We start from the raw sequence: 25241 nt of genomic DNA on the forward strand, positions 1-25241 counted from the left end.
GGTTGGAAGCATACTAATCTATTTTCGAAACGAGGAGAGATTGCGATGAGTACAACGAATACGGTCGATACACATAGACAGCGGATTATTGAGAAAATTGAGGAGTCTCGTCAGCTTTACACGGAAACGAGCAGGTTTATTCATGCTAATCCCGAAATCGGCAATCAAGAATTTCAAGCTTCCCAGGCACTGACGGGTATTTTGGAGCAAGCGGGGTTTGAGGTAACTCGTAATGTAGCGGGACACGAAACCGGATTTGTTGCACGTAAGGCTTCTGCTAGGCCAGGTCCGAAAATCGGATACTTGGCTGAATATGATGCATTGCCCGGTCTGGGCCATGCTTGTGGCCACAATATTATCGGAACCGCAAGCACGGCAGCAGCCATCGCCTTGGCGCAGGTGATCGACGAAACGGGAGGTGAGGTGTATGTGTTCGGTACACCAGCGGAAGAAGGCGGTCCTAATGGTAGTGCAAAAGGCAGCTTCGTGAAGCACGGGCTGTTCGAAGGGATTGATGCTGCACTGATGGTTCATCCATCCGGTGTGACCCGGCTGACCTCACCAAGTCTGGCAGTTGATCCGCTAGATTTTCATTTTTACGGCAAAGCGGCTCATGCCGCAGGATCACCAGAGCAGGGAATCAATGCGCTCGATGCGGTGCTACAGTTGTTCAGTGGTATCAATGCTTTGCGTCAGCAACTGCCGACCGATGTGCGTATTCATGGCATCATTACGCATGGAGGAGACGCGCCCAATATCATTCCGGACTATGCGTCGGCACGCTTTTTCATTCGGGCAAGTACTTGGCAGCGCACAGAGGAGGTTTCCACGAAAGTTCGCCATATCGCAGATGCTGCTGCTTTGGCAACAGGAGCCACTGTGAAAATCGAACGTTTTCAAAATGAAGTGCGTGATTTCATTCTGAACGATACGCTGGACGAGGTAGTAGGTCGTGAACTGGAGGCGCTGGGAGAACAGCTGGATCGTGGCCCTCGTGCCGGACTGGGTTCGACGGATGCGGGGAATGTGAGCCATGTTATCCCGACTGCACATGCTTACATTAAAATCGGTCCAGATGATCTCATCGCTCATACGGTGGAATTCAGGGAAGCGGCTGGCTCTGAGAAGGGTGAGGAAGCCTTAGAGATTGGAGCCAAGGCGTTAGCCTTGTCAGGCTTGGAGCTACTGGTGAATGAAACACTACTGGTTGCGGTGAAGGAAGATTTTAAGCGTACGCATTTAGTGGCACAGTAAGCCAAATTCACACAGGGCATAGCAGAGCCGTCTAATATGAGTGTTATAGTTGAAGAGGATATCCTACAGTCTGGTTGGCTGCATGGGTATCCTTTTTCATTTTCTTAGGGGATACCTACTATTGTACTTGTAATACTTACGCCCTGTTCGGAAGCTGGTAAAACGTACATAATGCAATTAACGACTTTACAAGTGTAATCATGGAGTGACTTACAGGAGGATGAAACGACGATGGCTTATCAAGAAATCAATGGAGTACGAGTATGGGGAGCACCTGATCCAGGGGCATTATCTCAAGCCCGTACATGTGCCGAAAACGGGAATGTGATTCAGGCGCTGCTGATGGCAGATCATCATAAAGGCTACAGTCAGCCGATTGGCGGTGTGATGGTGTATGACGGACAAATTTCGCCTTCAGGTGTCGGGTATGATATCGGTTGCGGGAATAAGGCGGTAAGAACGAAGCTGTTTGCAGCGGATATTATGCCGCGTATTTCAGCCGTGATGGATGAGATTGCACGTCATATTTCGTTTGGCGTAGGCCGTGTGAATGCGATTCAGGTAGACCATGAGCTGTTCGATGATCCGGACTGGGCGGTATATGCAGCGATAGGGAAACAAGAACACGACAAACTGAAGTCCTTGGCGAGAGAACAGCTGGGTACAGTAGGGAGTGGCAATCATTTTGTTGATGTATTCGTGGAGGAAGCGACAGGGCGGGTCTGGGTTGCCAATCATTTCGGCAGTCGGGGCTTTGGACACAAAACAGCAAGTGGGTTTCTAAACTTGGCCGCTGGACGAGAGTTTCTCGGAAAGGCGCCGGGAGAACATATGGATCAACCGCCTGTGCTGCTGGATATGAACAGTGAGCTGGGGGACATGTACTATCGTGCGATGCGTCTTGCCGGACGCTATGCGTATGCGGGACGTGACTATGTGATAGAACAAGTGCTTGGTATTATGGGAACCGAAGCGGACTTTACTGTGCATAATCACCATAATTACGCATGGAAAGAACAGCATGATGGGCGTGACACCATTGTGGTCCGTAAAGGCGCCACTCCCTCGGCACCTGGCCAGATGGGCTTTATTGGAGGAAGCATGGGCGATATTTCGGTAATTGTGCGTGGAAGAGATACGGTAGAAAATCGGGATTCCTACTATAGTACAGTCCATGGCGCAGGTCGTATTATGAGTCGTACCCAGGCAGCCGGTAAAATGAATTGGAAAACCCGTACACGGAGTGGTGGACAAATCACGGACGTACAGATGAAGGAGGCCGTTCGGAAGTATGGTGTCGAGCTGCGCGGAGCCGGTACAGATGAAAGCCCGTTCGTCTACCGTAAACTACGCGAGGTACTGGATGCTCATTCCGAGACCGTGGAAGTTATGCATGAACTGAAGCCTATTGGGGTATGCATGGCTGGGGCCAATGAATTTGACCCTTATAAGGATTAATCAAAAGACTATGCCCGGCAGAAGTGTTCATTCGCCGAGCATAGTCTTTTGAGTACATGCATGAGTATATAATAGAAGGAATTCATTGCTTAGTGCACTTGTTAGCAACTCTATGTCTACAGCTGATCAGCAAAAAGCTGTTCTTTAATATAAGCGACTGGCATCTCTTGGCCTGTCCACAGTTCGAAGGCTAATGCGCCCTGCCACAGCATCATGCCCAGACCATTAATGGCGGTTGCACCTACGGATTCTGCTTGCTCCATCAGCTTGGATTTAGCTGGGCTGTACACTACATCGGTTACGATCAGGTCGGAACGAAGCATGGACACATCTTCAATCACACTTTTGCCTTCCAGCGGTTTCATACCAACACCTGTACCGTTAGCGAGAATATGACTTGTGCGGATCTCTTCACGTAGCTGTTCTTGATTTTCCAATGGATAGATATTCGCCTTAACTTGGGTGTGTTTCATATCTTCATTAATAATACGGACATTCTCTTCTGCACGAGCAAAGAACTGATCGTTACGGGCAAAGATTGAAATTTCAGCCAGACCTGCTTGAGCCGCTTCAATAGCAATTGGTGTAGCTGCGCCGCCAGAGCCGACAAGTGTCATTTTCTTACCTTTCAGGTCAATGCCGTGTTCACGCAAGTTGCGAACATAACCAGATCCATCTGTACTGTAGCCTTTCAGCTTACCATCTGTGTTCACGACGGTGTTGACGGCACCTGTAAATTTAGCACTGTCGTCCAGCTCGTCAAGGTACTGTAATATAGCTGTTTTGTTAGGCATGGACACGTTATAACCGCGTATGTTCAGAGCACGCATCCCCCGTACCACTTCTTCAAGTTGTTCATTGCCTACTTCAAAGGCCATATACGCGTTATTTAGGCCCAGCTTTTCAAACGCAAGATTATGCATAGCCGGGGACAAAGAGTGTCCGATTGGCGTAGCAAGCAGTCCGATTAATTGTGTTCTTCCGTCAATACGTCCAGCATTTTTCATAATATAAGCCTCCAAGTAATCTGTGTGGTTTAATGAAATACTTTTTTATATCGATAAGCAACAAACACGGCCAGCAAAATACTGATTACAGCAATCGCAATATCCAGAATGAATACCGATGTAATTCCCAAACTTTTGGACATGCCCCCGGTAGCCAAAGGCATCAGGATGAACGAAAGACTGGCTGCTATGTTCACGAGAGAAGTCGTAGTGCCTTTGTTCTTGCGGAAAAATTCCGTCATAACCGTGAGGGCAATTTGGAATATGCCTGCGGTAGACAAACCGATCAGGAATGAACTGATCAAAGTAGCGACAGGATTGTGCCATGTAATTAAAGCCAACAAAGAAAGCAGGGCAATAAGCGGATATACAATCATGACAGTAATCGGTTTAATGAATCTACCAAGTACCACAGCTAACAGAATAACGGAAACCAATGAACCTATACTATAGTAGCTCAGCAGTTTAATGGCACTGGCTTTGTCCATGCCCAGGGCCTCTTGTCCAAAGGTAGGAAGCCATAGCTGTACGATCATGAACAATACAGTAGAAGTAAAACCGATAATAATCAGAGATAAACCTTCTTGCCAAAACTTAGGCTCGCTGCGGAAAGTATCGGTGGATTGGGCAGCCTCCGTTGAAGCCTTTTGTTCCTCTGCTTTGTGATTGGGGAAAGCTGTTATCGACAAGAAGATACCGTTCAGCAGATAAATCCCTGCTGGAATAAAGAAGGAATAACCATAGAACATGTCGTGATTAATAAAGAAAGCAATCATGAATGGAATCACAATAGCACCGATAGAGATGGATGCTTTGACCAGTACCGTTGCAGACCCGGCTTTTTTTCCAAAGCCTTCAATTAATGCAGGATACGTTCCTGCATCCATCATAGAGTTGCAAAGCCCTGCGATAATAGCAAACACGAATGCCAACGTATAGTTAGGCGCAAGCGGAATGCCGATCAGGAAGATTAAATAAGCAAATGATGCAATAACAATGAGTGGTTTTCTTCCGTATTTGTCTGACATTTTTCCGGCTACCCCGAGAGCGAGCAGCTTACCGATCCCAATCGCGGACACCAGATAGCCGATGGCTGCTTTATCCGTGTTCAATTGAACGGTCAGGAAGCTCATATTCGACGATAGAATAACATTGATCATACCCAGAAGAAAATAGTTGATGTAAAGCCCTGCTGCCATTCTGATATAAGGATTTTTCATAAGTGTAACTCCCAACTTAAATTTTAGATCAATGGCCTAGGTAGGCATCGTCCAGCTGTATTACATTACGCCTACAGATAAGTGAAATTATTCACATTCTTTCTATGTCATTATTATATAAGGAGTGTTATTATAAATCCAATGCATATTTTTATCGTTTTTCATAGTTTGGGTCTATAATTTAAAATATGAATTAAAGAAGGAGAGTACATCATTATGAACCTGAAGCACTTACAATATTTTCGTGTACTTGCGGAGATGGAGCATTTTACCCAGGCAGCTGTGCGGCTATGTATTACTCAACCCAGTTTAAGTCATGCGATTTCAGAATTAGAAAAAGATTTGGGAGTTCATCTGTTCGAGAAGCAGGGGAGAAATATTCGGTTAAACAAATACGGACGATTTTTCCTAAAGTATGTGGAGCACGCGATGGATGAATTGGAAAAGGGAGAACACCACTTACGGGAGTTAGTGAGTCCAAGCCATGGAAATATAGATTTGGCGTTCATTTACACGTTAGGCTCGCATTTCATTCCAGCAATTATTCAAGCCTTTTCAGCTCTGGATGCCCATAAAGATATCTCCTTTTCGTTTCACCAAGGGAATACGAACGATATTATCCAGGGGCTAAAGCAGGAACATTATGATGTGGCGTTCTGCTCTCACATGGAAAATGAACCGGATGTGGAGTTTATTCCGTTGGCTCAGCAGGAACTGGTTGTCATTGTTTCGCCTGATCATCCACTGGCGACTCTAGACCAAATTGATCTCAAGGATACAGCCGATTATCCGGTGATCTTCTTCAACAAAAAGAGTGGGGTCCGGCCCATTATTGAAAATTTGTTCGCCAAAGCGGGTGTTACGCCACAGATTATTTGCGAGATTGAAGAGGATACAGCAATGGCAGGACTGGTGTCTGTCAATTACGGAATTGGGGTTATGCCTCGAATTTCATCGTTAGATTATTTTAACGTCAAAACATTGCCTATTGTAAATCCAGAATACGAGCGTTTTATCTACCTAGCCAGCATCAAAAATAGATATTTATCCCCGGCAGTAGTGGACTTTCGGAACTTTGCACTAAGTTACGGCAAGGAGTTCTATCTGAAAACGCATCAGCGCGTCTAGGCTGAGGTCCCGCAATATTTAAACTTGATAAATCTTAAAATGTGTTCTATACTTCATCATCGACACAGGTAATGTGAAATGATTCACATTTTTAATACTACAAGACTTACTTACAAAAGCAGGTGAATTCATGATGAAACGTTCTTCTTTTCCAGTGGCGACAGGCCTTTATGTAAACTATCTTTTGTTCGGCATGTTTAATATTATGCTAGCGTCCCACATGTCATTTTTAACAGAGCATTTGCATACAGATCAGGCGGGCATCAGTCTCTTGGTTTCTGCGATGGGATTTGGCAGGCTGTTTACGCTGTACATATCCGGGGTGCTCTCCGACCGTTATGGTCGTAAGCCGTTTATTGTGGCAGCAGGACTACTGATGGCTGTATTCTTGGTCGGTATACCGCTGAGTCCCAGCTTTGAGATGGCGATCATACTGGCAGTGCTGGCAGGTGTAGCGAATTCTTTTCTTGATTCAGGTACTTATCCAGCGCTGATCGAAGCTTTCCCCCAATCCTCTGGTTCGGCTACAGTGTTGGTGAGAGGTTTTATATCCGTCGGGGCGGCATTTTTGCCGTTAATGATTATCTTTTTTATGAATCACGACATTTTCTACGGGTTCTCTTTCTTTTTACCAGCCCTCATATTTGCTTTAAATGCAATTCACTTGTTCAAGATGAAGTTCCCAGACATGCGGGTTCAGTCACCCAAGGAGCCAGTTGGTGATACTTCTGTATCAAGCGTTGAGCAAACGGGAAAATTGGAGACAAATGACCGGAGTAAGCCGCGGTTTTGGCAGGAGGGACTATGCCTTATCTTGCTCGGATTTACGGGACCTACCCTGCTTTATATTGTGCAATTATGGCTGCCTACTTTTGGACAACAGTTTATCGGTATGACCGAATCAGAGTCTCTCAGATTATTAGTTTATTACAATGTCGGTTCGCTGATTTCCGTGTTTGTATTGGTAATTGTGTTAAGAAAATGGGTTAAACCTGTTCACATTATTCTTATTTATCCATGTATTTCCTTGTTGGCTTTTGGAGCGCTTCTTCTTTTCAAGTCAGGGGCGGCGGCCATTATTTGTGCGAGTGTCATTGGGTTTTCAATATCGGGTGTACTCCAGCTGACGTTAACTGTAATGAGTGAATTTTTTAGTCAACGAAAAGGACAGATTACCGGGTTTGTTTATACAGCAACCTCGCTGTCATACACGATCATTCCTGTGTTTACAGGCTTTCTTTTGAAACATTCTCAGATATCGAGTGTTTTTATGCTAGCTATTATTGTGAATGTGCTGGGGATCGTACTGGCGGTGTTTGTTAATTTTCGGTACAGTTTAGTTTTTCCAGCAAGTCGCAAATTGTCCCCTAAAATCGTACTGGATACCAAATAAATGACGACAGGACCTAATCATCTGCATGCTTATTCAGAATGCGTTATACTATGAATTATTGTAGATGTTCGACTTGAAACTGTAATTTGGGAGTGAGATAGAGATGGCTAAAATCGTAAAGGTGAGAGATGTTCTGATCGGTGAAGGAGCGCCAAAAATTTGTGTGCCCATGGTGGGAGAAACGTTGGAGCAGTTGAAGGAAGAAGCCACTTATTTGCGTACGCTCGACCTGGATATCGTGGAGTGGAGAGTCGATTTTTTCGAGCATGTGGAGGATTTGGAAAAGGTGAAAGCTGCCTTACATGAAATTCGGTCTATTTTAGCAAATATTCCGCTCGTATTTACGTTCCGTAGCGCTCGGGAAGGCGGAGAAAAGGAAATCAGTGCGGCGAGTTATGTGGAATTGAACCGTACAGTAGCCGAAACGGGACAAGTTGAACTTATTGATGTAGAGCTTTTTAATGAGGAAGCTGATGTGAAGACGCTGGTAGAAGCAGCACATAAGCATAACGTATATGTGATTATATCTAATCATGATTTTCATAAGACGCCGTCGAAGGAGGAGATTGTGTCCCGGTTACGCAAGGCGCAGGAATTGGGAGGCGATCTGCCTAAGATAGCAGTGATGCCGACCAATACAGCCGATGTTCTCACTTTGCTGGATGCCACACGTACCATGGCAGAAGAGCATGCAGATCGGCCGATTATTACGATGTCGATGGCGGGGAAAGGTGTCGTGAGCCGCTTGACCGGAGAACTGTTTGGTTCGGCTCTGACCTTTGGTGCTGCTAAGAAAGCTTCCGCTCCAGGGCAGATTCCTGTCACTGAACTGAGAGAGATATTGACGGTGCTGCATAGCCATTCTTAAAAGATGGATAGCATTTTCTCACCAGTCAGTAATATATCCGTAGTGAACCAAAAAGGAGGGCCCCATGCGGTAAGCATGCTGGAGCCCTCCTTTTTGGTGTAACTCTTAATTCAATCCCCGAGTAGGTTCATATAACTCCCAACCTAGATTCAGCGTTTGAATAATATAGTCTGCGACTTCTTCCGCATCCAACTGATCCGTATCGATCTTGGAGTGATTCACCGCGTAAATGTCCTGTCTGGAACGGAAAAGATCTTCAATTTCCCCTAAAGTCTTGTTTTGTAGATTGGGGCGGGTGTCAATCAGCATCTTAAGCCGATCTTTCCAGGAATCCCAATTCAAATCCAAGAAGAAAACAATCGATGAAGCCAAACAAGCTTGCTTCACCTCTTCCTGTAAAAATGCACCACCGCCAACGGAAATGATTTTAAGGCGTGTGTTGCTGCACAGCTTCAAAATATGCTCTTTTTCAATCTCACGGAAACGTTTCTCTCCATAAGTTTTGAAAATCTCGGTTGTTGGCATGTTGTACTCTTGTTCAATCTCCTGGTCAATATCCACGAAATCGCGATACAGCTTGCGCGCTAGATGGGAACCGATCGTTGTTTTGCCTACACCCATAAAGCCGATGAGCACAATATTTTGTTCTTTTAATGGAATCTCACTATTGTTTTGCACGATAACCACTCTTTTCTCACCAGTAATGTTGAGATGTAACGCTTCAAAGCACTAAATACATTATACGTTCATCCAACGTGTCATTCAATAGTATAGATCACATCAAAAATAAGGTATAGGACGGAAAAGAGCTTGTGAATACCATTATAGTGATCTAGAGTAAGTCAACGAGACTAGATATTCAAGTCTTGTAATGCGTAAATTGCTGAAAAGCAACTTTGTACAAGTATAAAAAAGGCAAAATTGTGTACTTAATTGAAAAAAAGCATGTATTTTGCCGAAAAATATATTGAAATTACTGGAAGTAAGATTATAATAGAATTATACAAATTGTAAATGTAATCGCTCTATTTACAATTTGTGTGTACCTGAATTTATAGAATGTAGTTACTTTGAACCAAAAACCAAGTATACATATGCAAATAGTATAATAATGCTTTATAGACATGTATCGGTCAATGGGTTCATTGTACGAAGGTGGTGATACGGTCTACGCGTTCTAGTCAACGAAGAATTGGAACAATAAAAAAGTATCTACGAGAGGGATGAATTGAAATGAAAACAAACACAGCTAAAGTATTGAAAAAGGGAATCAGTATCGCTTTATCAGGAATGTTGGTCGCTTTATTTGTCGGCAATTATTCTGCACATGCAGCACCAGAAGTCGTTCATAAGACCATACTTGTTAAAGCTGGAGAAGTATACGATGGTAAAGGCAAGACTGTAGTGGCTGATCCCGATACCTTGGGAGACGGAAGCCAGAAAGAGGCTCAAAAGCCTATTTTCAAGCTTGAAAATAATGCAACTCTGAAAAATGTGACCATCGCTGCCCCTGCTGCGGATGGTGTGCATGTATATGGCAACGGAACTATTTCCAACGTAACGTGGGAGGATGTAGGTGAAGATGCCTTGACGCTTAAAGAACCAGGCACGGTAAACATTACGGGCGGTGGAGCGTTCCATGCGTACGATAAAGTATTCCAAATTAATGCCGAAGGCACGATTAACATTAAAAACTTTAGAGCCGATGATATCGGAAAGCTGGTTCGCCAACTTGGGGGCTCTACATTCAGAGTGAATATGACTTTGGATAACTCGGATATTTCCAATGTAAAGGACTCGATCCTGAGATCGGATGGTCCTAACAGCAAAGCTAAAATTACGAACATTCGTTATCACAATGTGAAACAATTGTTCAAAGGCTTTAAGTCTGGTAATACGATCGAGTCCGGCAATACTCAATATTAATCGGTATAGAATAGAGTAAGGATAGGAGTATGGATGTGATAAGGGGCTGCCAACAGGTCGCGTGATCTGCTTGGGCAAGCCCCTTTTTGGGTACAGCGAGTTACCCCAAGATGATCTGGGCTTCGTTCGGAACGAGGACTATGATATGATCGTGCTATTACATTTTATACAAAAAAGTTGGGTGGCTATGAATCCTTTTCATCAATATGTGAATGTTGACGGCACCTTAAATGATACGCTGGTGCGGAATCGTGAGGTTTTATATACAGGTACGAATGGCCGGCATGTGGAACGTTTTTACGTTTCCTCCTCTGAAAGTTATATATTTAAACCGCTAACCAACGATGGTCAGGAGGGGCGTGAGAGATGGGTATATGAGCATGTGCTTCCTGCGTTATCACCGATCTATCCTCGATTGCTAGCCTGGTCTGATGCAGGTGCGGATGGCGGAGGAGAATGGATGGTTTTTGAGGACCTTGGTTCGTTACATCATCTACACGCAGACGAAACTTTATTGCGAGCTGTTGGACTTGTTGCATGGTGGCATGCTTTGCCGACGGATCGTTTTGCTGGGATGCCGTTACGGGGACCCAAGCCACTTATTCAGGAGATGGTTTCCGAGCTATACACGCGCAAGCCGGATGTGTTAAAGCTTTGCAGCTCACTGGGTTTATCTAAGCAACAGATGCTGCGTATATATGTACAGCTGGAGCATGTATCTTTTTCACAGCAGCTTGTACTGTCTCATGGTGATCTTCATCCGGGGAACTATGCGCTGAGCGGGGAACGGCTTATGGTACTGGATTGGGAGCATGCTCATCTGAACACACCGCTGTGGGATGTATATCACCTGATCGATATGTCCCATCCGTTGTTTCCCCGACGTATGACGTCCGAATTGCGTATTCGTATGCTGGACACATACATGGAGCAGCTGGAGCTGTTAGGGAAAAGAGTGGATCGAACGGCATTTATGCTGGAATATGGCATGTTTGCGGTGGTATTTTCGCTCTGGATGCTGTTGTTAATCACAAGTGATTTGCAAAGGATTGGAACGAACCTGCATAGAAACGCCGACAAATGGTCAAAAGAGCAATTAGAGTCCCAGTTGGATGAAACGTTAGCCTGTTTGAACCAATGTGCAGCAATGATGGATTGGGGACAAGCCCAACAATGTAGATAGTAGCTTAAGACATAGACTGTGTTTAGTTAGCCAAAGAAGGTAGGGAATATAACCATGAAAAAAGTCGGTTTAGTCATGAGAAAAATACAATTTGCTGAAGCACAGGGTCCACGTATTTTTGCAGAGCGTCTGAAGCAGATTGGGTTGGAATTGGGGGTGGACATCGTATTTGTATCACCGGAGCGCCATGTGAGTAGCCATGACTGGCTTCCGGGCTATGAGCACGAAAAGGGCGACCTGGTCAACTATGACGTCGTACTGGACCAACTCCATGAGCAGCAGATAGAGCACGTTATTTATACGGTATCTGGCTTTACCTATTTGAATATGTTTTTTAAAAACAGCGTGCTTTTTCCGCATAGTTTTCCTGATCCGGCGCTTACAGGCTATGAGATGATGAAGCCTTTTTATCAGATCGTGGACAAGGCTATTGTACAGACTGCCTTTCTCAAGCAGGAGATGGCTTCGAAGTTTGGCGTAACCGATGTGACAGTCATCCCGATCGGATTCAATGAGCGTCTGGTGGAAAAGCATTTTGATCCCTCGCAAGTGGTAGAGAACCGGGTGATGTGGATTGGTAGAGATGAGGAGAACCGACGTCCGGATTTGGTGCTGGAGTATGCGAGGCATAATCCTGACAAGGATGTCTATATGGTATTTGGCGGTGAACGCTACAAGGAAAGTATGAAGAAGTACGATATCCCGGACAATGTTAAACTTCAATTTGCGTTGACGCAAGATGAGGTGTTTGCACTGATGAACACGGCGAAGGTGTATTGGAGCTGCTCCAAATTCGATACATTCGCAATGCCGCTGACCGAAGCGCTCGCTATGGGGAAAATCGTCGTGAAGCCAGAGCATCCTTGCTATGGACATATCAGCTCTACGCATTCTTTTTCAGGGAATGAGAAAAACTGGTTCGAGCTGGTCAATATGGCTGCCGCCTCACCGCGTCGGGTTTCTACAGAAAATCAGGCATACGCCATGGAACAGTTTTCAAGTCAGGTGATGAAGCAGGGCTATCAGGACTTTTTTGATCATTGGTTAAGCTGAACGGCGAGGCAAAATACTATGGTTGCAACAAGCGTCTGAATGTCCAGAGTGAAATAAAAATAACCCGCAAGGGGGTCACTTTTTTTCAAAATGTCCATCTTGCGGGTTACGGTTCATCGTGTTTTTTCAAAGGGGTTTTGTAGTGTTTGCAACCAGGTTGCGCCTTTTATTGGCGAATTTTTTGACTTATCGTTTGGACTTTACTGGAACTGGGGTTCCTTTTTTAAATCGAGTCGGTCTTCTCGGAATTCTGTTAATGCCGGAGTCCTCCGATTTGGAAGGTAACGCTCTACGAGTTGTCTTTGTTGACAGTAAGCTTTGGTTGGTTCTGCTAAACTCAACAGTGTAATTGTCTACAGATGAATCAATGGCAAGTCGGCGCATCCCCACTCGTCTGGATGATCCTCTGCTATCGTTCCAACACCAATGAAAATCATGGCTAGTATTTCTCGGAAGCCGTGTGCGGTACGTGCCACGCCATGTATTTCTGGAGTGATCTTCAGCATAATAATAGAATGTGGTTCCCCCTACAGACCCGCTCCATATTTCTCTCGTATCACCAGGCTCTAGCCGATACCAGCCCATTTTAGAATAATTCATGCGATGACAGTCGGAATCAGGATAAGCATAGGCAGCATAGATGGTGTTACTCGTGTTGTTTGTAAAAAAAAGGCTCATCATATACACTTCTTTCCTCGTAAATTTGTATTGCAATGCATACTATGAGGAATTTAGAAGAAGAGAGTGGACAATATCTCTCAATCTATGAAAAATGAACCAATCGTTTACGTCCAACTTGCTGTTTTTAGAGATATGCCGCCATTTATTGTTCTCCGGTTGATAACTGTACACTGTCCAACAAACAGAACGATTCTATGACTGTATCTCCGCTGTTGCTTTAATAGGAGCCGTCTTACGATCTACAATGTAGCTAACTATCATGAGTAGCAGGCCGCCGACAGTGATTAGCGATGCAACCCATGGAATAGCGACTAGCCCCATTTGATTAATAACGACTCCCCCGATAAAAGCGCCGCCTGCGTTACCCAGATTCAATGCGGAATGACTGGAGGTAGAAGCAAGCAAAGGAGCCTCATAGGCCAGATTCATGATGCGAACCTGAATACCCGGCATGATGCCGAACGCAGCAATGCCCCAGATAAAGACGGTAATGACGGCCAATACCTTGCTTTGAAGCGTAAATGTCAGAATGGCCAAAATAATAGCCAGTACAGCATAGTTTGCGATCAGAGATGGAAGTAGTCTCCAATCCGCAAGCTTGCCGCCAACGATATTGCCAATCGTTACCCCTAGGCCAAACAGGACGAGAATCCAGGTAATGCTATGTTCGGCAAAGCCACTAATGTCCGTAAGCAAAGGCGTAATGTACGTAAAGACAGTGAACAGACTACCACAACCGACTGCACCTGTGAGCAGCATCAGCAGCACTTTTGGATTAAACAGGCTTTTGACTTCTTGTTGGAGACTGGAAGGCTTGTCCTGGTGAATTACCGGAATGTAACGAATGATACCAAAGAGAGAAATCAAGCCGATGACCACAATAGCTCCAAAGGAAGCACGCCAGCCGAGTTGTTGTCCGATAAAGGTTCCAAAGGGCACACCAATAATGTTCGCCACGGTCAAACCGGTCAGCACCATAGAAATGGCACCCGCGCGCTTGTCAGGACGAACCAGTCGGGCAGCGATTAGGGAACCGGCTCCCAAAAAGGTTCCGTGCGATAATGCAGTAGCCATACGGGCCGCAATCAGAAATTCGTAATTGGGAGCAATGACGGAAAAAAGATTGCCTAAAATGAATATGGTCATGAGTAGGCATAGCAGCTTTTTTTGCGGAACCTTATGGGTTAATACAGTAAGCACAGGCGCACCAATGGCTACACCAAGCGCATAACTGGTGATTAACTGCCCGGCTTGCGGAATCGTAACATGAAGATCATGGGCTACATTGGGCAGTAATCCCATGATAACGAATTCGGTCATGCCGATGGCGAAGGCACCAAGGGTCAACCACAGCAAGGAGGGGGGGAAGCGATTAGATGTCATATTTTCTTGATTACTCATAAGTGTCTTGTATCCTCCTGGAAAAATAGTAATGCGAGTATATCATTACAGGCGATATCTGGCGACCCATTTTGCAAGAATTTTACATACTAAGTTGATGAGTTTTATGTAATTTACAAAAGTGACAGGTAGGAAGGAGCCAAGTATGTTATTTTGGTAGTATGATATTAAGATTGTAAATGACGCTGTAAGGAACGATCTAAGGAGGATACAACGATGGCACCTAAAGTGGTACATAGTATTACAGATTTAATAGGAGATACACCTTGTGTAAGACTCCAACGGCTCACAGGGCCGCAGGATGCGGAAGTGTATGTGAAGCTGGAGTATTTTAATCCAAGCGGCAGTGTTAAAGATCGGGCGGCGGGCAACCTGATTGCCGAGGCTGAAAAGGCAGGACATCTAAAGCCGGGAGGCACCATTATTGAGCCGACGAGTGGCAACACGGGAATTGGTCTTGCGATGAATGCGGCAGCCCGAGGTTACCGTGCAATTTTGGTGATGCCCTCGAATATGACGAAGGAACGGATCAATATTTTGAAAGCCTACGGGGCTGAGGTCGTACTGACACCAGCGGAAGAACGGATGCCAGGAGCGATTCGCAAGGCACTCGAACTGGGGGCTGAAATTGAAGGGAGCTTTATCCCGCATCAATTTGAAAATGAGGCCAATCCCGATATCCACCGCACGACGACGGCACTGGAAATTTTGGAACAGACGGAAGGGAAGCTGGATGTGTTCGTCGCTTCTTCGGGAACGGGCGGTACCATTACGGGAACAGGTGAAGTGCTACGTCAGCATTTGCCGGATCTGCGGATTGTTGTAGTTGAGCCGAAGGGTTCGCCAGTGCTATCTGGAGGAAAACCCGGTCCACATAAGCTGGTTGGCACCAGTCCAGGCTTTGTTCCCACCGTGCTGAATACGGAAGTGTATGACGAAATCGTGCAGGTTTCCGATGAGGATGCGATTGCAATGACACGGGCGATTGCTGCCCAGGAAGGGATTCTGGTTGGTCCCTCTAGCGGAGCTACGATATGGACGGCGATTCAGGAAGCGCGGCGTTTGGGAGCAGGCAAACGGGTACTTTGCATTGCCCCGGATACCGGAGAACGTTATCTGAGCATGGGGATATTCGGATAAAAAGATGTGGATGGAGACCAAAGTGGAACACGACCGTAAGTAAGTGGTAAAATAGGTGTGTGATAGCGGTTCCACAAACTATTCATATGTGGATGAAGCAGAGAATATTTTGAGGGTTGAAGGAGGAGCAGCATGAAGATTATGCCTTTACAGAAACGTGGAATCTCCGATAGTCGGCTGGCGCTCGGTTGTATGCCTTTTGGTGGAGAATGGAGCCATGCACCGTTTACGCAGGAGCATGTCGTTGAAGCGGAAAGAGCTGTAGAAGCTGCACAATCCATTGGGATTACGATGTTCGATCATGCGGATATCTATCGTATGGGGAAAGCGGAAGAGATTTTCGGCCGGATTTTAAAGGGACAGCCGGGCTTGCGTGAACAAATCGTAATTCAGTCCAAATGCGGCATTTTTCTGCCAGATGGTACGCTCCCGGGCCGCTTTGATTTCTCATATGCTCATATTATGGAGTCCGTGGATGGTATCCTGAAGCGTCTGGGTACCGAATATTTGGACATCCTGCTGCTGCATCGCCCTGATCCGCTGGTAGAGCCGGAAGAAGTAGCGAAGGCGTTCAGCGAGCTTAAGACATCTGGCAAAGTACGGCATTTTGGCGTTTCCAATATGAATGTAAGCCAAATTCGGTTTCTGGAACGGAGCCTAACGGAGCCGCTGATCGCTAATCAGCTGGAAATGAGCCTGGCCCATCTGCATTTTGTAGATCAGACAGTACATGTGAACCAGCAGGCAGGGACAAATGTACATTTTGGCGAAGGTTTGATGGAATATTGCCAAACCGAGGATATTCAACTCCAAGCCTGGGGACCGCTGGCGCAGGGACGTTTTAGCGGAGGTTCTTTGGAAGGGGCGCCTGAACATATCGTTAAGACGGCAGAGCTGGTGCAAAAGCTAGCTTCTGAAAAGGGAACGACACGTGAAGCGATCGTCCTTGGCTGGCTTATGAAACATCCGGCACGGATTCAGCCTGTCATTGGCAGCGCCAATCCTGAACGAATCAAGGCATGTCAGGATGCGGAACGCCAGAGCGAGCTGATGACCCGTGAGGAATGGTATGAATTGTATGTCAGTGCGCGCGGACAAGCCTTGCCATAAACTCGTACTTCGGACCCGTTTGTTACAGCAGGCGTATGTGGATGTAAGTGTATGACCTTGTTTATACGAACTGTTTAATAAGGCCCTCCCTTCGTCTCATTAACAGACGGAGGGAGGGCCTATTTACATGGATGCATCTCATATTGCCTCAGTAGCTATTCCTCTTCGTAGCGTGCAAGGGCCTTGGACGTTGTTTCCTTCATTCGTGAGATCAGCCGGGAGCCTTGGACGACCTTGACACGCTTGCCAAGGAAACGGATTTTGGATAGCACGTATTCACATTCGTCTGCCTGGAAGGTGAGCGTAATACGATAGGTATCTGTTTCCTGAACATATTCGACCTCTTTTTCAAAGCAGGAAAAAGCATATAAAATACGGGACATTTCACCGTTGTATATGGGAATAATTTCGATGATGCCTTGCTCTTTGCGCGACTCCAGTATACCGAGTATACGTTGGGTGAATTTTTCGGCCTCTTCGGGTAGAAGCTCATCTTCCGTGATGTTCACGATATTAGACAGCTTGGTAGACATGAGCGCGCGGTGTCTGCGGTTATACCACAGCAGGCTCCATTCTTTTTTGACCATGGAGAACTCCAGCTTATATGGAAAACCGGACATTCGCTCATGCATGCGTCCGTTGCGCAGTTTGTAGGTCATACAGATACCTGAACGGGACCGCAGAATGGGACGCAATTCACGCAGGAGTGGATGATATACCGAGACAGCAGGGATACCTGCTTTTTCCCGCAAACTTCCATCGGCCTCCAGCGGCTCGTCGTCTGCGAGTATCTGCCGAAGCTTATCAAGCGTAGACGGGGTGAAAGCCTCTATTGCTGCCGAGTCTGTCAGCATGGATTGGAGCCAGACTCTTTCCTGCGATGTGGTAGCAAAAGCGCCCGATTCATCCAGCCGAGAGATGATCTGATAGTTAAATATTTTCTCGAACAGGCTCATAATAGGCTTGCAGCTCCTTCCATTCCTGTCTGAATTCCTTACGCAGCCGCTGGGGCTCCAATACCTCACAGCTTGATCCGAAGCTGCGAATCCACGGCTTAATCTCGGTGATTCCATTCACTGTGATTTCATAGATAAAGGATTCACTTTCTTCCTCCGCAATCGTACCCCACTGTCCCTGTGACAGCACACGTTCCCGAATAAAGTTGCGCTTCGCGCCCTCAGGATTAAAAAAACGTACCCGTACCTTCACAGGACGACCGGTATCAACAAGCCAGCTGTACCGCATTTTTTCTTCCAACACCGCTAGCAGATCGGCATGAAACTGCTCTGGTACAGGCTTGCCCTCCACCAATTGAGTCATGCCCTCCATACGAAACTTCATGATTCCTTTACCGCCTACATGACCAAGAACATACCAACGTCCATATTGATGATCATAGATGACTTGCAGGGGCAGAATGGTATGTTCACGGCCCTCCGTCTCTTTTTCAAACAGCGGGTTTGTGTTCTGTGACCCGTACATGCTTCGTTTGGATGTCGAAAAATATAAAAAAGTTACACAGCGACGTTGCCGAATGGCATGCAGAAGCGGATGAATATGGGCTTCGTCCAGAATGCGTGAATAATAGTGGTATTTATATAAAAAAGGTTCAATCATATCCCGATCTCCGGCTTGACGGCGCATAGCTTTTTTTAGATGATCTCGCAACAGATATCCCTGAACAGAGGGAAGCTGGGTGTTGGCCATAATGTCTACAAAATCATATAAGTCCAGTAATTCCTCGTCCGTCAGTCCTGTCACCAGATCGTTGCGGACAGCATAGCGGTAAGGTCTGCCGCCGGGCTCCTTGCGAACCACGCCCACTTCGACCAGATATTTCAGATCGGAACGAATCGTTTTTTCATCTGGCAGCGAACTATCGGAAGGCAGCCCGTTGCAGCAAGCATCCAGCAATTCCATAGTGGTCAGAGGCTGTGACTGTAGCGCTGTCAGCAGAAGAGATAAGCGGACGCTTTCTGATTCCTTGAGCGATTTAGCCCGAAACAAGAATAAAAGTAATGGATCAGCGGATTCATAATAATTAAAGCGCAGCATCTCATTAAAATCATGTCCCTGATTCTCAGGCAACTGTTGTTGTACGGATTGGACGATTTCCTTGAGACGCCGGATTGTTTTATCAAAGGTATGCACTGAAATGCCCAGTCTGTCTGCAAATTGCTGCCGATTATAAGCGCCGCTGGTCAGTGTGAGCATGCGCAGGAATTGAATTTCTTTATCAAAACTCTCTCTCGCCATGATGCATTCCCCGTTTCTGTTGCCGTTCTCCGAAAGCAAGTATCCCTTTATTCTAACAGGGAAGGGATGCAGGAAAAAGGGAATTTATTCATCTTTGTAATACTTCCACCATGTTCACGACTTCCAAAATAAAGCATCATAGGAATATAAGATAGCACGATGAAATAAGAAGCAATACATAACAGAAGGGTGATGCAGCATGTTTGGACGGGAGAGGAAACGGCTATGCGTCTTCGCCGCTTATTAATAGATGAAACGGATGAGTCGATTAGAGAACAGATTCGGGAAATACTTTAATGATAAGGGAGGGAACAACATGACAGATGTGAAGCATGGGCAGGGTTTCATTCAACCAGAAATGCGCGAAACGATTTTGCGTGAGCTGCGTGAGTTGGAGCAGGAGGAGCAAATACGTATTATATACGCCTGTGAATCAGGCAGTCGGGCATGGGGGTTTCCTTCACAGGACAGTGACTATGATGTACGATTTATCTATGTAAGACCCATAGAATGGTATTTGTCTATTTTTGATAAGCGGGATGTGATTGAGCGGCCAATCAGCAATTTGCTGGATATGAACGGCTGGGATTTGAAAAAGGCACTCCATTTGTTTCGCAAATCCAATCCGCCTTTGCTGGAATGGCTGCAATCTCCGATTCCCTATCTGGAGCAGTATTCAGTGGCTGACCAGATTCGTGCGATATCGCCGTTAACCTTCTCTCCGAAGTCCTGTATGTACCATTATCTGAATATGGCGCGAGGAAACTATCGGGATTATTTGCAAGGAGAGCAGGTGAAGATTAAAAAGTATTTTTACGTGCTGCGCCCCCTGCTGGCCTGTGGCTGGATTGAACGTTACAACAGCATGCCTCCGATTGAATTTGGAGACTTGCTAGAGGAATTAATTCCGTCAGATACAGAACTTTATCAGGTGATCGGGCATTTGCTGCAACGTAAAAAAGCGGGCGAGGAACTGGATATGGAGCCACAGCTTTCGGTGGTGAATGATTTTATCCAGCAGCAAATTGCTTATTTTGAACAAAAGGCGCCCTTGCTTCAGCATGTGGAGAGTGGACGGGATCAGCAGTTGGATGATTTGTTCCGCGCTGCGGTGAATGAAGTATGGAAAGCATAAGCTGGGAAGGGGAAGTGGAGTATGCACATCACGCTAAAAGCAACCGGAACCCATGCAGGGATGATTTCGCATTTGCTTGCTAAGAATCCTTACAATACGTATGATCGCACAGAAAAAGGCGCACGTGTACGCATGGTGTACACCGTTTTTACCGAGGAAGAGGCTGAGATCGTCATTCAGGCCTCGCCAGATTCGATTGATTTGGTCAAAAACAGTCCAGACAGCTATGACATTACACAATATATTAATGACCGGGAGTTTGTAACCAGCAGCTTATTTTGCACTTATATTCGTGGCTCGCTTGGCACGGCCCTGAACGGCAAACCCAAGGAAGACTATGTAGGATGGGTGACGCACCCTTTTGCGCTGGAGTTATCGTTTGGGCCCGTTGCTTCGGATTTGCCGGATTCTGTGGTGGAGGGACTATTTGCTCCGCTGGGCTATCAAGTGGCCATAGAACGAGGGGAAGCGGACTATTCTTTTCAGCTAAAAAATCGAAGCACCGTCAGATATGTCACGTTAAATGGTCATCAGACGGTGCAGTATGCGCTTCGTCAGTTATTGCTGTTGATTCCGGTGCTGGATAATTATAAGCACTACTATATTAGTGAAGAAGAGTTTGACAAGCTGAGACGTTACGGAGAAGGCTGGCTGCCAGAGCATCCACTACGCGAGCTGATCATTCGACGCACGCTTCGTTTTACCAATCTGATTGAGCAATTTGAGCAATCTGATTCTGCTTCTGCTGAAACAAAAAGCACTAAAAAACATATTGAAAAGGATACTGTCCAAGCTCAAAAGGATAAGCATGAACAGGTTCAACAGCAAGAGCAGCCACAGGAGGAAGGGAAGCAGCAGCCTACTGTACGGCTGAATGAACTGCGATATCAAGCCATTATGGATGTGATTCGCAAGCTGCCTCGAAGACAGAAAATCGTAGATTTTGGTTCAGGGGAAGGGAAGCTATCGGCTCGGCTGGCCCGAATGACGGGCATTGAAGAGATTTGGGCGGTCGAGCCGTCTGCGTATGCACAGGTGAGAGCCATGGAGCGTTTTGCCAAGCTGGAAAGGCATGCCGACGCGATCAGCCCTACACCCATGATGGGCTCTCTCTTTTATTATGATGAACAATTGCGGGGCAAAGATGTGATGATTCTATGTGAGGTCATTGAGCATGTGGATGAGCATCGTCTGAACCGGGTGATGAAGACGATTGTGACGGAGTATCAGCCGGGCGTGCTGATCGTGACGACTCCCAATCGTGAATATAATGAAGTGTATCGTATGAATCAGCAAGAGCTGCGGCATGGCGATCATCGTTTTGAATGGAGTAGAAGCGAGTTTCAGGAACGATGTGAGCAGTGGATTGCGGAAGCTCCTTATTCGGTAGCGCTGAAGGGGATCGGAGAAGAGGTCGAAGGCTTTGGACAACCGACCCAAATGGCTATATTTACGCGCAGAAAGGAGCAGAAGGAAGCATGAGCAATTCATCCAAACGTACGATTCATTTACCGCATGCTGGACTGGTTGTGTTGGTTGGGGCCTCCAACAGTGGCAAAACCACATTATTGGACAGGCTGGTTAGTGAAGGGATTCTACTGGAGACAGAAGTTGTATCCTCGGATCATTTTCGCAAGCTGGTCGGAGATACGGAATTTATAGACTGGAGTGGACTTCCAAGGCTGGAATCGGACGTACTGTTCTATGAGTATCAGCAAATGTCAGCCAAAGCGTTTGAGGCGATGGATACGATTCTGGCTATGCGCTGTCGCTTGAATAAACTGACGGTTGTGGATGCCACCCATTTGTATGCTGAGGACCGTCAAAAATATGTACAGCTGGCAGCCAAGGCGCATGTTCCTGTGATGGCCTGGGTACTGGATGTACCCGAAGCTGTGCTGCTGGAACGGGATTTAGGCAGGGAGCATCCGCGTGGCCGCCAACGGGTCAAGCAGCAGGCACAGCTGTTAAAGCGGAACCTGCGTGGTATCCGTGAGGAAGGCTTTAACGCTTGCTATATCCTTAAGGATATAGAAGAAATGAATTTTGTCCGCCGTGCGCAGCCACTATTTCATGAGATAGGCTCAGGTATTGACATCATTGGTGATATCCATGGGTGCTACCGTGAGATGCTGGAAGTGATAGACAAGCTTGGATATACGGAAGATGCGGAAGGACTATACCATCATCCAGATGGTAGAAGACTGGTATCTGTCGGGGATGTGATGAGCCGTGGCCCAGAATCGTTACAAGCGGTGCAGTTCTGGAAAAAGCACGTGGATGCCGGACTAGCGTATATGATTGACAGTAATCATGGCTGGAAAATCGGCCGTTATCTCGATGGAAGAAAGGTGACTCTCAGTCATGGGGATGAACGATTTGCAGAGGAACTGGCCCAGTATGAACAAAAAGCGGGCAAGGCAGCGGCGGAACAGCTTAGAAGTGAGTTGAGAGATTTTCTGCTACATGCACCCTCTCATCTTATTTTTGGCAGAAATGGATTGCGACACGTGGTCGTGGCTCATGCCGGGATTAAGGATCATTTTATTGGCAAACAGTCGGCGCGTATTTCCGATTATTGCCGCTATGGAGATACGGAAGGACAGGATGCGAACGGAAAACCGATCCGCAAGGATTGGTTCGTAGACCATGAATCGGGAGAAATAGTAGTATGGGGACATGATCCGAGACCGCAGCCTACCCTTGTGAATCAGACGGTGAATATTGATCAGGGTGTGGTATTTGGCGGTATGCTGACCGCTTATCGTTATCCGGAAAAGGAATTTGTCAGCGTTCCGGCACATGAGAACTATGCGAATGATCCCGATAGCCCACTTGTCCGGTGGCAGAGAAAACGGTTTTCCTCGCCGAATTTACGCAAGCTCATCGCTGGTTACAGTGTGCTGACGGAATCGTATGGCGAAGTGCGCGTACAAGGAGAATGGATCAAATCCGCTATAGATACCGTGTCACATGTGACTGTACCCATGGAGGAACTGGTATATATTCCACCGACGATGAGTCCTGCTCCAGCGGTGTCTGCAGAGGCAGGATATCTGGAGCATCCCCGTGAGGCGCTAGCTTATTATCGTGGACAAGGAGTACAAACGATGGTGGCCGAGAAAAAACATATGGGTAGCCGGGCTATTTTGCTATTATTCAAAAACGAACAGGCTGCTGTTCAATATGTAGGCTACCCGACATTGGGCACGATCTACAGTCGGAGCGGGAGAGCTTTCTTTGAACAAAGCCTTGGGAAGCAAGTGCTGGAGAAGCTGAATGTGGATCTACAGACTGCTGGATATTTTGATCGGAACCAGACGGATTTTGTGTTGCTGGATGCGGAAATTGTACCGTGGAATCTCAAGGCTAGGGAACTGATTGCTGCACAGTATGCGCATGTGGGGGAAGCAGCTCTCCTGGATCGCAGTAAGCTGGTAGACAAGCTGAAGCAGGCGAAGGTTGCAGGTCGAGAGGTTGGAGACTGGTTGGAGGAAATGGAACAGAAGTACGCGAATGCTGTAACGTTTCAAGAGGCTTTTCAAAAATATTGCTGGGATGTGGACGGTCTGGATGAAATTCGTATCGCACCGTTCCATACGCTGGCACACAGCGGAAAGACTTTTTTCGACCATTCTCATATTTGGCATATGGAGCAAAACCGGGAGCTGGCTGGGCTGTCTTCCCTGTTTATGGAGACAGAGTATCGCGTGATTACGGACGAAGCAAGCGAGGAAGAGGTCATTCGCTGGTGGAACGAGATGACAGAGGATGGTCATGAGGGGATTGTGATCAAACCGGAACGCTTTTTGATGAAAAATCGGGACAAGATGATTCAGCCTGCAATCAAGGTGAGAGGCCGCAAGTATTTGCACATCATTTACGGTATGGATTATCTTGCCCCTGAGAATTTAAAGCGTCTGAAGCAGCGTCGAACGAACAAAAAGGAGCGTCATGCCCTGATGGAAGGAGCGCTTGGTGTGGAAGGCGTGAAACGTTTTGTCCGCAAGGATACGGTAGATCGTATTCACGAATGCGTCCTTGCCGCGCTATCTCTGGAATCGGAGCCGATTGATCCGAGATTGTAGTTTGCGAAGGAGGGATTGAGGTGGAAAGGGGTACACCGTTAATTGATATTGGTGTGAACTTGATGCACCGTTCGTTTCATGCAGATCAGGAACAGGTGGTAGAGAGAGCCGCGGCTGTAGGGATTTCACCGCTGATTATTACCGGGACCAGTGTCCGCAGCAGTCGGGAGGCTTCTCAGTATGCAGCACGTTATCCGGGCAAGCTGTATGCGACAGCTGGCGTGCATCCCCATGATGCCAAAGACTGCAACGCAGACACGATTCAGCAGCTCCGCCAGCTGGCGGGTCAGCCGCAGGTCGTATCCATAGGGGAATGCGGATTGGACTATAACCGTGATTTTTCACCACGTGATGTGCAGCGTCGATGGTTTGGGGAGCAAATCCAACTGGCGGGTGAGCTGAATATGCCGTTATTTCTGCATGAACGAGATGCACATGAGGACTTTGTTACTATGCTTCGGGATTATCAACGGCTTGTCGATAAAGCGGTAGTGCATTGTTTTACTGGCACTGAACAGGAATTGCATACGTATGTAGAAATGGGACTGTATATCGGGATCACCGGCTGGATTTGCGACGAACGGCGTGGCAAACATCTGCGTGAACTGGTCAGAGATATTCCCTTGGACCGTTTGATGATTGAAACGGATGCTCCATTTTTGACCCCGCGTAATTTGCCCGTGAAGCCCAAAGAAGGGCGTAATGAGCCCGTGTATCTCGCTCATATTGCTGCTACGGTTGCCGAATGTACAGGTCGAAGCATGATGGAGATCGAAATCGCGACGACGGAGACAGCCAAACGTTTCTTCGGATTGTAGGATTGTCAAAGCCATAGATGTGGTATATATTATAGTGAATTAAAAGAGCATTGTCGGGAGCTTGAGAAAGTCAGGCTGAGAGGGTGGCCCTTGCCACTGACCGTGAAATCTGATCTGGGTAA

At 46.6% G+C, this 25241-nt stretch carries 21 protein-coding genes; 14 read left to right on the forward strand and 7 right to left on the reverse strand.

All coding sequences use genetic code 11. The annotated features are described in order from the left end of the window. Positions 1–45: 45 nt before the first annotated feature. A complete protein-coding gene (locus ACUYLD_RS18420) occupies positions 46–1254 on the forward strand; it encodes a M20 family metallopeptidase (protein WP_250267503.1) in 1209 nt (402 codons plus the stop codon). Between the two features lie 231 nt (positions 1255–1485). Then, positions 1486–2712 carry an RtcB family protein gene (locus ACUYLD_RS18425; RefSeq protein ID WP_250259319.1) on the forward strand — a complete coding sequence of 409 codons (1227 nt, stop codon included), beginning with the start codon at positions 1486–1488 and terminating at the stop codon, positions 2710–2712. A 116-nt stretch (positions 2713–2828) separates the two neighbouring features. Here ACUYLD_RS18425 and ACUYLD_RS18430 read toward each other — a convergent pair whose 3' ends face one another. Together ACUYLD_RS18430 and ACUYLD_RS18435 are read right to left on the reverse strand one after the other, a co-directional pair. Beyond that, a complete protein-coding gene (locus ACUYLD_RS18430) occupies positions 2829–3719 on the reverse strand; it encodes a shikimate dehydrogenase (RefSeq protein ID WP_307353954.1) in 891 nt (296 codons plus the stop codon). Positions 3720–3748: 29 nt separating this feature from the next. Continuing rightward, on the reverse strand, positions 3749–4939 hold the full coding sequence (locus ACUYLD_RS18435; RefSeq protein ID WP_446675679.1) for an MFS transporter: 1191 nt from the start codon (positions 4937–4939) through the stop codon (positions 3749–3751). A gap of 216 nt (positions 4940–5155) precedes the next feature. On the opposite strand from ACUYLD_RS18435, the gene ACUYLD_RS18440 reads away from it, so the two are divergent. The 3 genes from ACUYLD_RS18440 to aroD all read left to right on the forward strand — a co-directional run bounded on the left by ACUYLD_RS18440 (position 5156) and on the right by aroD (position 8328). Continuing rightward, a complete protein-coding gene (locus tag ACUYLD_RS18440) occupies positions 5156–6067 on the forward strand; it encodes a LysR family transcriptional regulator (protein ID WP_254351147.1) in 912 nt (303 codons plus the stop codon). A 130-nt stretch (positions 6068–6197) separates the two neighbouring features. Then, on the forward strand, positions 6198–7460 hold the full coding sequence (locus ACUYLD_RS18445; RefSeq protein ID WP_446675680.1) for an MFS transporter: 1263 nt from the start codon (positions 6198–6200) through the stop codon (positions 7458–7460). A gap of 103 nt (positions 7461–7563) precedes the next feature. Continuing rightward, positions 7564–8328, forward strand: a complete 765-nt coding sequence (gene aroD / locus ACUYLD_RS18450; RefSeq protein WP_322162456.1) for a type I 3-dehydroquinate dehydratase — start codon at positions 7564–7566, stop codon at positions 8326–8328. A 105-nt stretch (positions 8329–8433) separates the two neighbouring features. Here aroD and ACUYLD_RS18455 read toward each other — a convergent pair whose 3' ends face one another. Further along, positions 8434–9006, reverse strand: a complete 573-nt coding sequence (locus tag ACUYLD_RS18455; protein ID WP_029517614.1) for a shikimate kinase — start codon at positions 9004–9006, stop codon at positions 8434–8436. 555 nt (positions 9007–9561) lie between these two features. On the opposite strand from ACUYLD_RS18455, the gene ACUYLD_RS18460 reads away from it, so the two are divergent. From ACUYLD_RS18460 to ACUYLD_RS18470, 3 genes are all read left to right on the forward strand, one after another. Further along, the gene (locus tag ACUYLD_RS18460) at positions 9562–10254 is read left to right on the forward strand and encodes a pectate lyase (protein ID WP_446675681.1); all 693 of its coding nucleotides are present in this window, start codon (positions 9562–9564) and stop codon (positions 10252–10254) included. Between the two features lie 145 nt (positions 10255–10399). Next, a complete protein-coding gene (locus tag ACUYLD_RS18465; RefSeq protein WP_322162541.1) occupies positions 10400–11437 on the forward strand; it encodes an aminoglycoside phosphotransferase family protein in 1038 nt (345 codons plus the stop codon). A 54-nt stretch (positions 11438–11491) separates the two neighbouring features. Continuing rightward, positions 11492–12490, forward strand: coding sequence for a glycosyltransferase (locus tag ACUYLD_RS18470; protein WP_446675682.1), 999 nt, complete (start codon positions 11492–11494; stop codon positions 12488–12490). 186 nt (positions 12491–12676) lie between these two features. Here ACUYLD_RS18470 and ACUYLD_RS18475 read toward each other — a convergent pair whose 3' ends face one another. Both ACUYLD_RS18475 and ACUYLD_RS18480 read right to left on the reverse strand, forming a co-directional pair. Then, a complete protein-coding gene (locus ACUYLD_RS18475) occupies positions 12677–13171 on the reverse strand; it encodes a DUF1036 domain-containing protein (protein WP_081112468.1) in 495 nt (164 codons plus the stop codon). Positions 13172–13363: 192 nt separating this feature from the next. Continuing rightward, complete coding sequence (locus ACUYLD_RS18480) at positions 13364–14572, reverse strand: MFS transporter (protein ID WP_446675683.1); 1209 nt, start codon at positions 14570–14572, stop codon at positions 13364–13366. A 216-nt stretch (positions 14573–14788) separates the two neighbouring features. Here ACUYLD_RS18480 and cysK point away from each other — a divergent pair, with 216 nt between their 5' ends. Continuing rightward, positions 14789–15712, forward strand: coding sequence for a cysteine synthase A (cysK, locus tag ACUYLD_RS18485; RefSeq protein WP_028542041.1), 924 nt, complete (start codon positions 14789–14791; stop codon positions 15710–15712). Between the two features lie 132 nt (positions 15713–15844). Then, positions 15845–16822 (forward strand): aldo/keto reductase, encoded by a 978-nt coding sequence (locus tag ACUYLD_RS18490; RefSeq protein WP_446675684.1) that lies wholly within the window; start codon positions 15845–15847, stop codon positions 16820–16822. Positions 16823–16977: 155 nt separating this feature from the next. Here the strand turns inward: ACUYLD_RS18490 and ACUYLD_RS18495 are convergent, their stop codons facing one another. Beyond that, positions 16978–17778, reverse strand: a complete 801-nt coding sequence (locus ACUYLD_RS18495; RefSeq protein WP_446675685.1) for a WYL domain-containing protein — start codon at positions 17776–17778, stop codon at positions 16978–16980. Beyond that, positions 17753–19078: a helix-turn-helix transcriptional regulator gene (locus ACUYLD_RS18500; protein WP_250259311.1), complete on the reverse strand. Its 1326-nt coding sequence runs from the start codon at positions 19076–19078 to the stop codon at positions 17753–17755. The genes ACUYLD_RS18495 and ACUYLD_RS18500 overlap by 26 nt, the downstream gene beginning before the upstream one ends. Positions 19079–19394: 316 nt before the next feature. Here ACUYLD_RS18500 and ACUYLD_RS18505 point away from each other — a divergent pair, with 316 nt between their 5' ends. From ACUYLD_RS18505 to ACUYLD_RS18520, 4 genes are read left to right on the forward strand one after another with little or no spacing between them, the layout of a single operon-like run. Continuing rightward, on the forward strand, positions 19395–20213 hold the full coding sequence (locus tag ACUYLD_RS18505; protein ID WP_446675686.1) for a nucleotidyltransferase domain-containing protein: 819 nt from the start codon (positions 19395–19397) through the stop codon (positions 20211–20213). Positions 20214–20234: 21 nt separating this feature from the next. Then, entirely contained in the window at positions 20235–21695 is a 1461-nt protein-coding gene (locus tag ACUYLD_RS18510) for a 3' terminal RNA ribose 2'-O-methyltransferase Hen1 (protein WP_446675687.1), read from the forward strand. Continuing rightward, positions 21692–24301: a polynucleotide kinase-phosphatase gene (locus ACUYLD_RS18515; protein ID WP_446675688.1), complete on the forward strand. Its 2610-nt coding sequence runs from the start codon at positions 21692–21694 to the stop codon at positions 24299–24301. The genes ACUYLD_RS18510 and ACUYLD_RS18515 overlap by 4 nt, the downstream gene beginning before the upstream one ends. 20 nt (positions 24302–24321) lie before the next feature. Continuing rightward, entirely contained in the window at positions 24322–25119 is a 798-nt protein-coding gene (locus ACUYLD_RS18520) for a TatD family hydrolase (RefSeq protein WP_446675689.1), read from the forward strand. Positions 25120–25241 lie beyond the last annotated feature (122 nt).

This window comes from Paenibacillus sp. SER-28, assembly GCF_052906305.1.

What these genes read in the sequence shown, in the direction of transcription:
- ACUYLD_RS18420 (WP_250267503.1), top strand. Translation starts at nt 46, where the DNA reads ATGAGTACAACGAATACGGTCGATACACATAGACAGCGGATTATTGAG.
- ACUYLD_RS18425 (WP_250259319.1), top strand. Translation starts at nt 1,486, where the DNA reads ATGGCTTATCAAGAAATCAATGGAGTACGAGTATGGGGAGCACCTGAT.
- ACUYLD_RS18430 (WP_307353954.1), bottom strand. Translation starts at nt 3,719, where the DNA reads ATGAAAAATGCTGGACGTATTGACGGAAGAACACAATTAATCGGACTG.
- ACUYLD_RS18435 (WP_446675679.1), bottom strand. Translation starts at nt 4,939, where the DNA reads ATGAAAAATCCTTATATCAGAATGGCAGCAGGGCTTTACATCAACTAT.
- ACUYLD_RS18440 (WP_254351147.1), top strand. Translation starts at nt 5,156, where the DNA reads ATGAACCTGAAGCACTTACAATATTTTCGTGTACTTGCGGAGATGGAG.
- ACUYLD_RS18445 (WP_446675680.1), top strand. Translation starts at nt 6,198, where the DNA reads ATGATGAAACGTTCTTCTTTTCCAGTGGCGACAGGCCTTTATGTAAAC.
- aroD (WP_322162456.1), top strand. Translation starts at nt 7,564, where the DNA reads ATGGCTAAAATCGTAAAGGTGAGAGATGTTCTGATCGGTGAAGGAGCG.
- ACUYLD_RS18460 (WP_446675681.1), top strand. Translation starts at nt 9,562, where the DNA reads ATGAAAACAAACACAGCTAAAGTATTGAAAAAGGGAATCAGTATCGCT.
- ACUYLD_RS18465 (WP_322162541.1), top strand. Translation starts at nt 10,400, where the DNA reads ATGATCGTGCTATTACATTTTATACAAAAAAGTTGGGTGGCTATGAAT.
- ACUYLD_RS18470 (WP_446675682.1), top strand. Translation starts at nt 11,492, where the DNA reads ATGAAAAAAGTCGGTTTAGTCATGAGAAAAATACAATTTGCTGAAGCA.
- ACUYLD_RS18475 (WP_081112468.1), bottom strand. Translation starts at nt 13,171, where the DNA reads ATGATGAGCCTTTTTTTTACAAACAACACGAGTAACACCATCTATGCT.
- ACUYLD_RS18480 (WP_446675683.1), bottom strand. Translation starts at nt 14,572, where the DNA reads ATGAGTAATCAAGAAAATATGACATCTAATCGCTTCCCCCCCTCCTTG.
- cysK (WP_028542041.1), top strand. Translation starts at nt 14,789, where the DNA reads ATGGCACCTAAAGTGGTACATAGTATTACAGATTTAATAGGAGATACA.
- ACUYLD_RS18490 (WP_446675684.1), top strand. Translation starts at nt 15,845, where the DNA reads ATGAAGATTATGCCTTTACAGAAACGTGGAATCTCCGATAGTCGGCTG.
- ACUYLD_RS18495 (WP_446675685.1), bottom strand. Translation starts at nt 17,778, where the DNA reads ATGAGCCTGTTCGAGAAAATATTTAACTATCAGATCATCTCTCGGCTG.
- ACUYLD_RS18500 (WP_250259311.1), bottom strand. Translation starts at nt 19,078, where the DNA reads ATGGCGAGAGAGAGTTTTGATAAAGAAATTCAATTCCTGCGCATGCTC.
- ACUYLD_RS18505 (WP_446675686.1), top strand. Translation starts at nt 19,395, where the DNA reads ATGACAGATGTGAAGCATGGGCAGGGTTTCATTCAACCAGAAATGCGC.
- ACUYLD_RS18510 (WP_446675687.1), top strand. Translation starts at nt 20,235, where the DNA reads ATGCACATCACGCTAAAAGCAACCGGAACCCATGCAGGGATGATTTCG.
- ACUYLD_RS18515 (WP_446675688.1), top strand. Translation starts at nt 21,692, where the DNA reads ATGAGCAATTCATCCAAACGTACGATTCATTTACCGCATGCTGGACTG.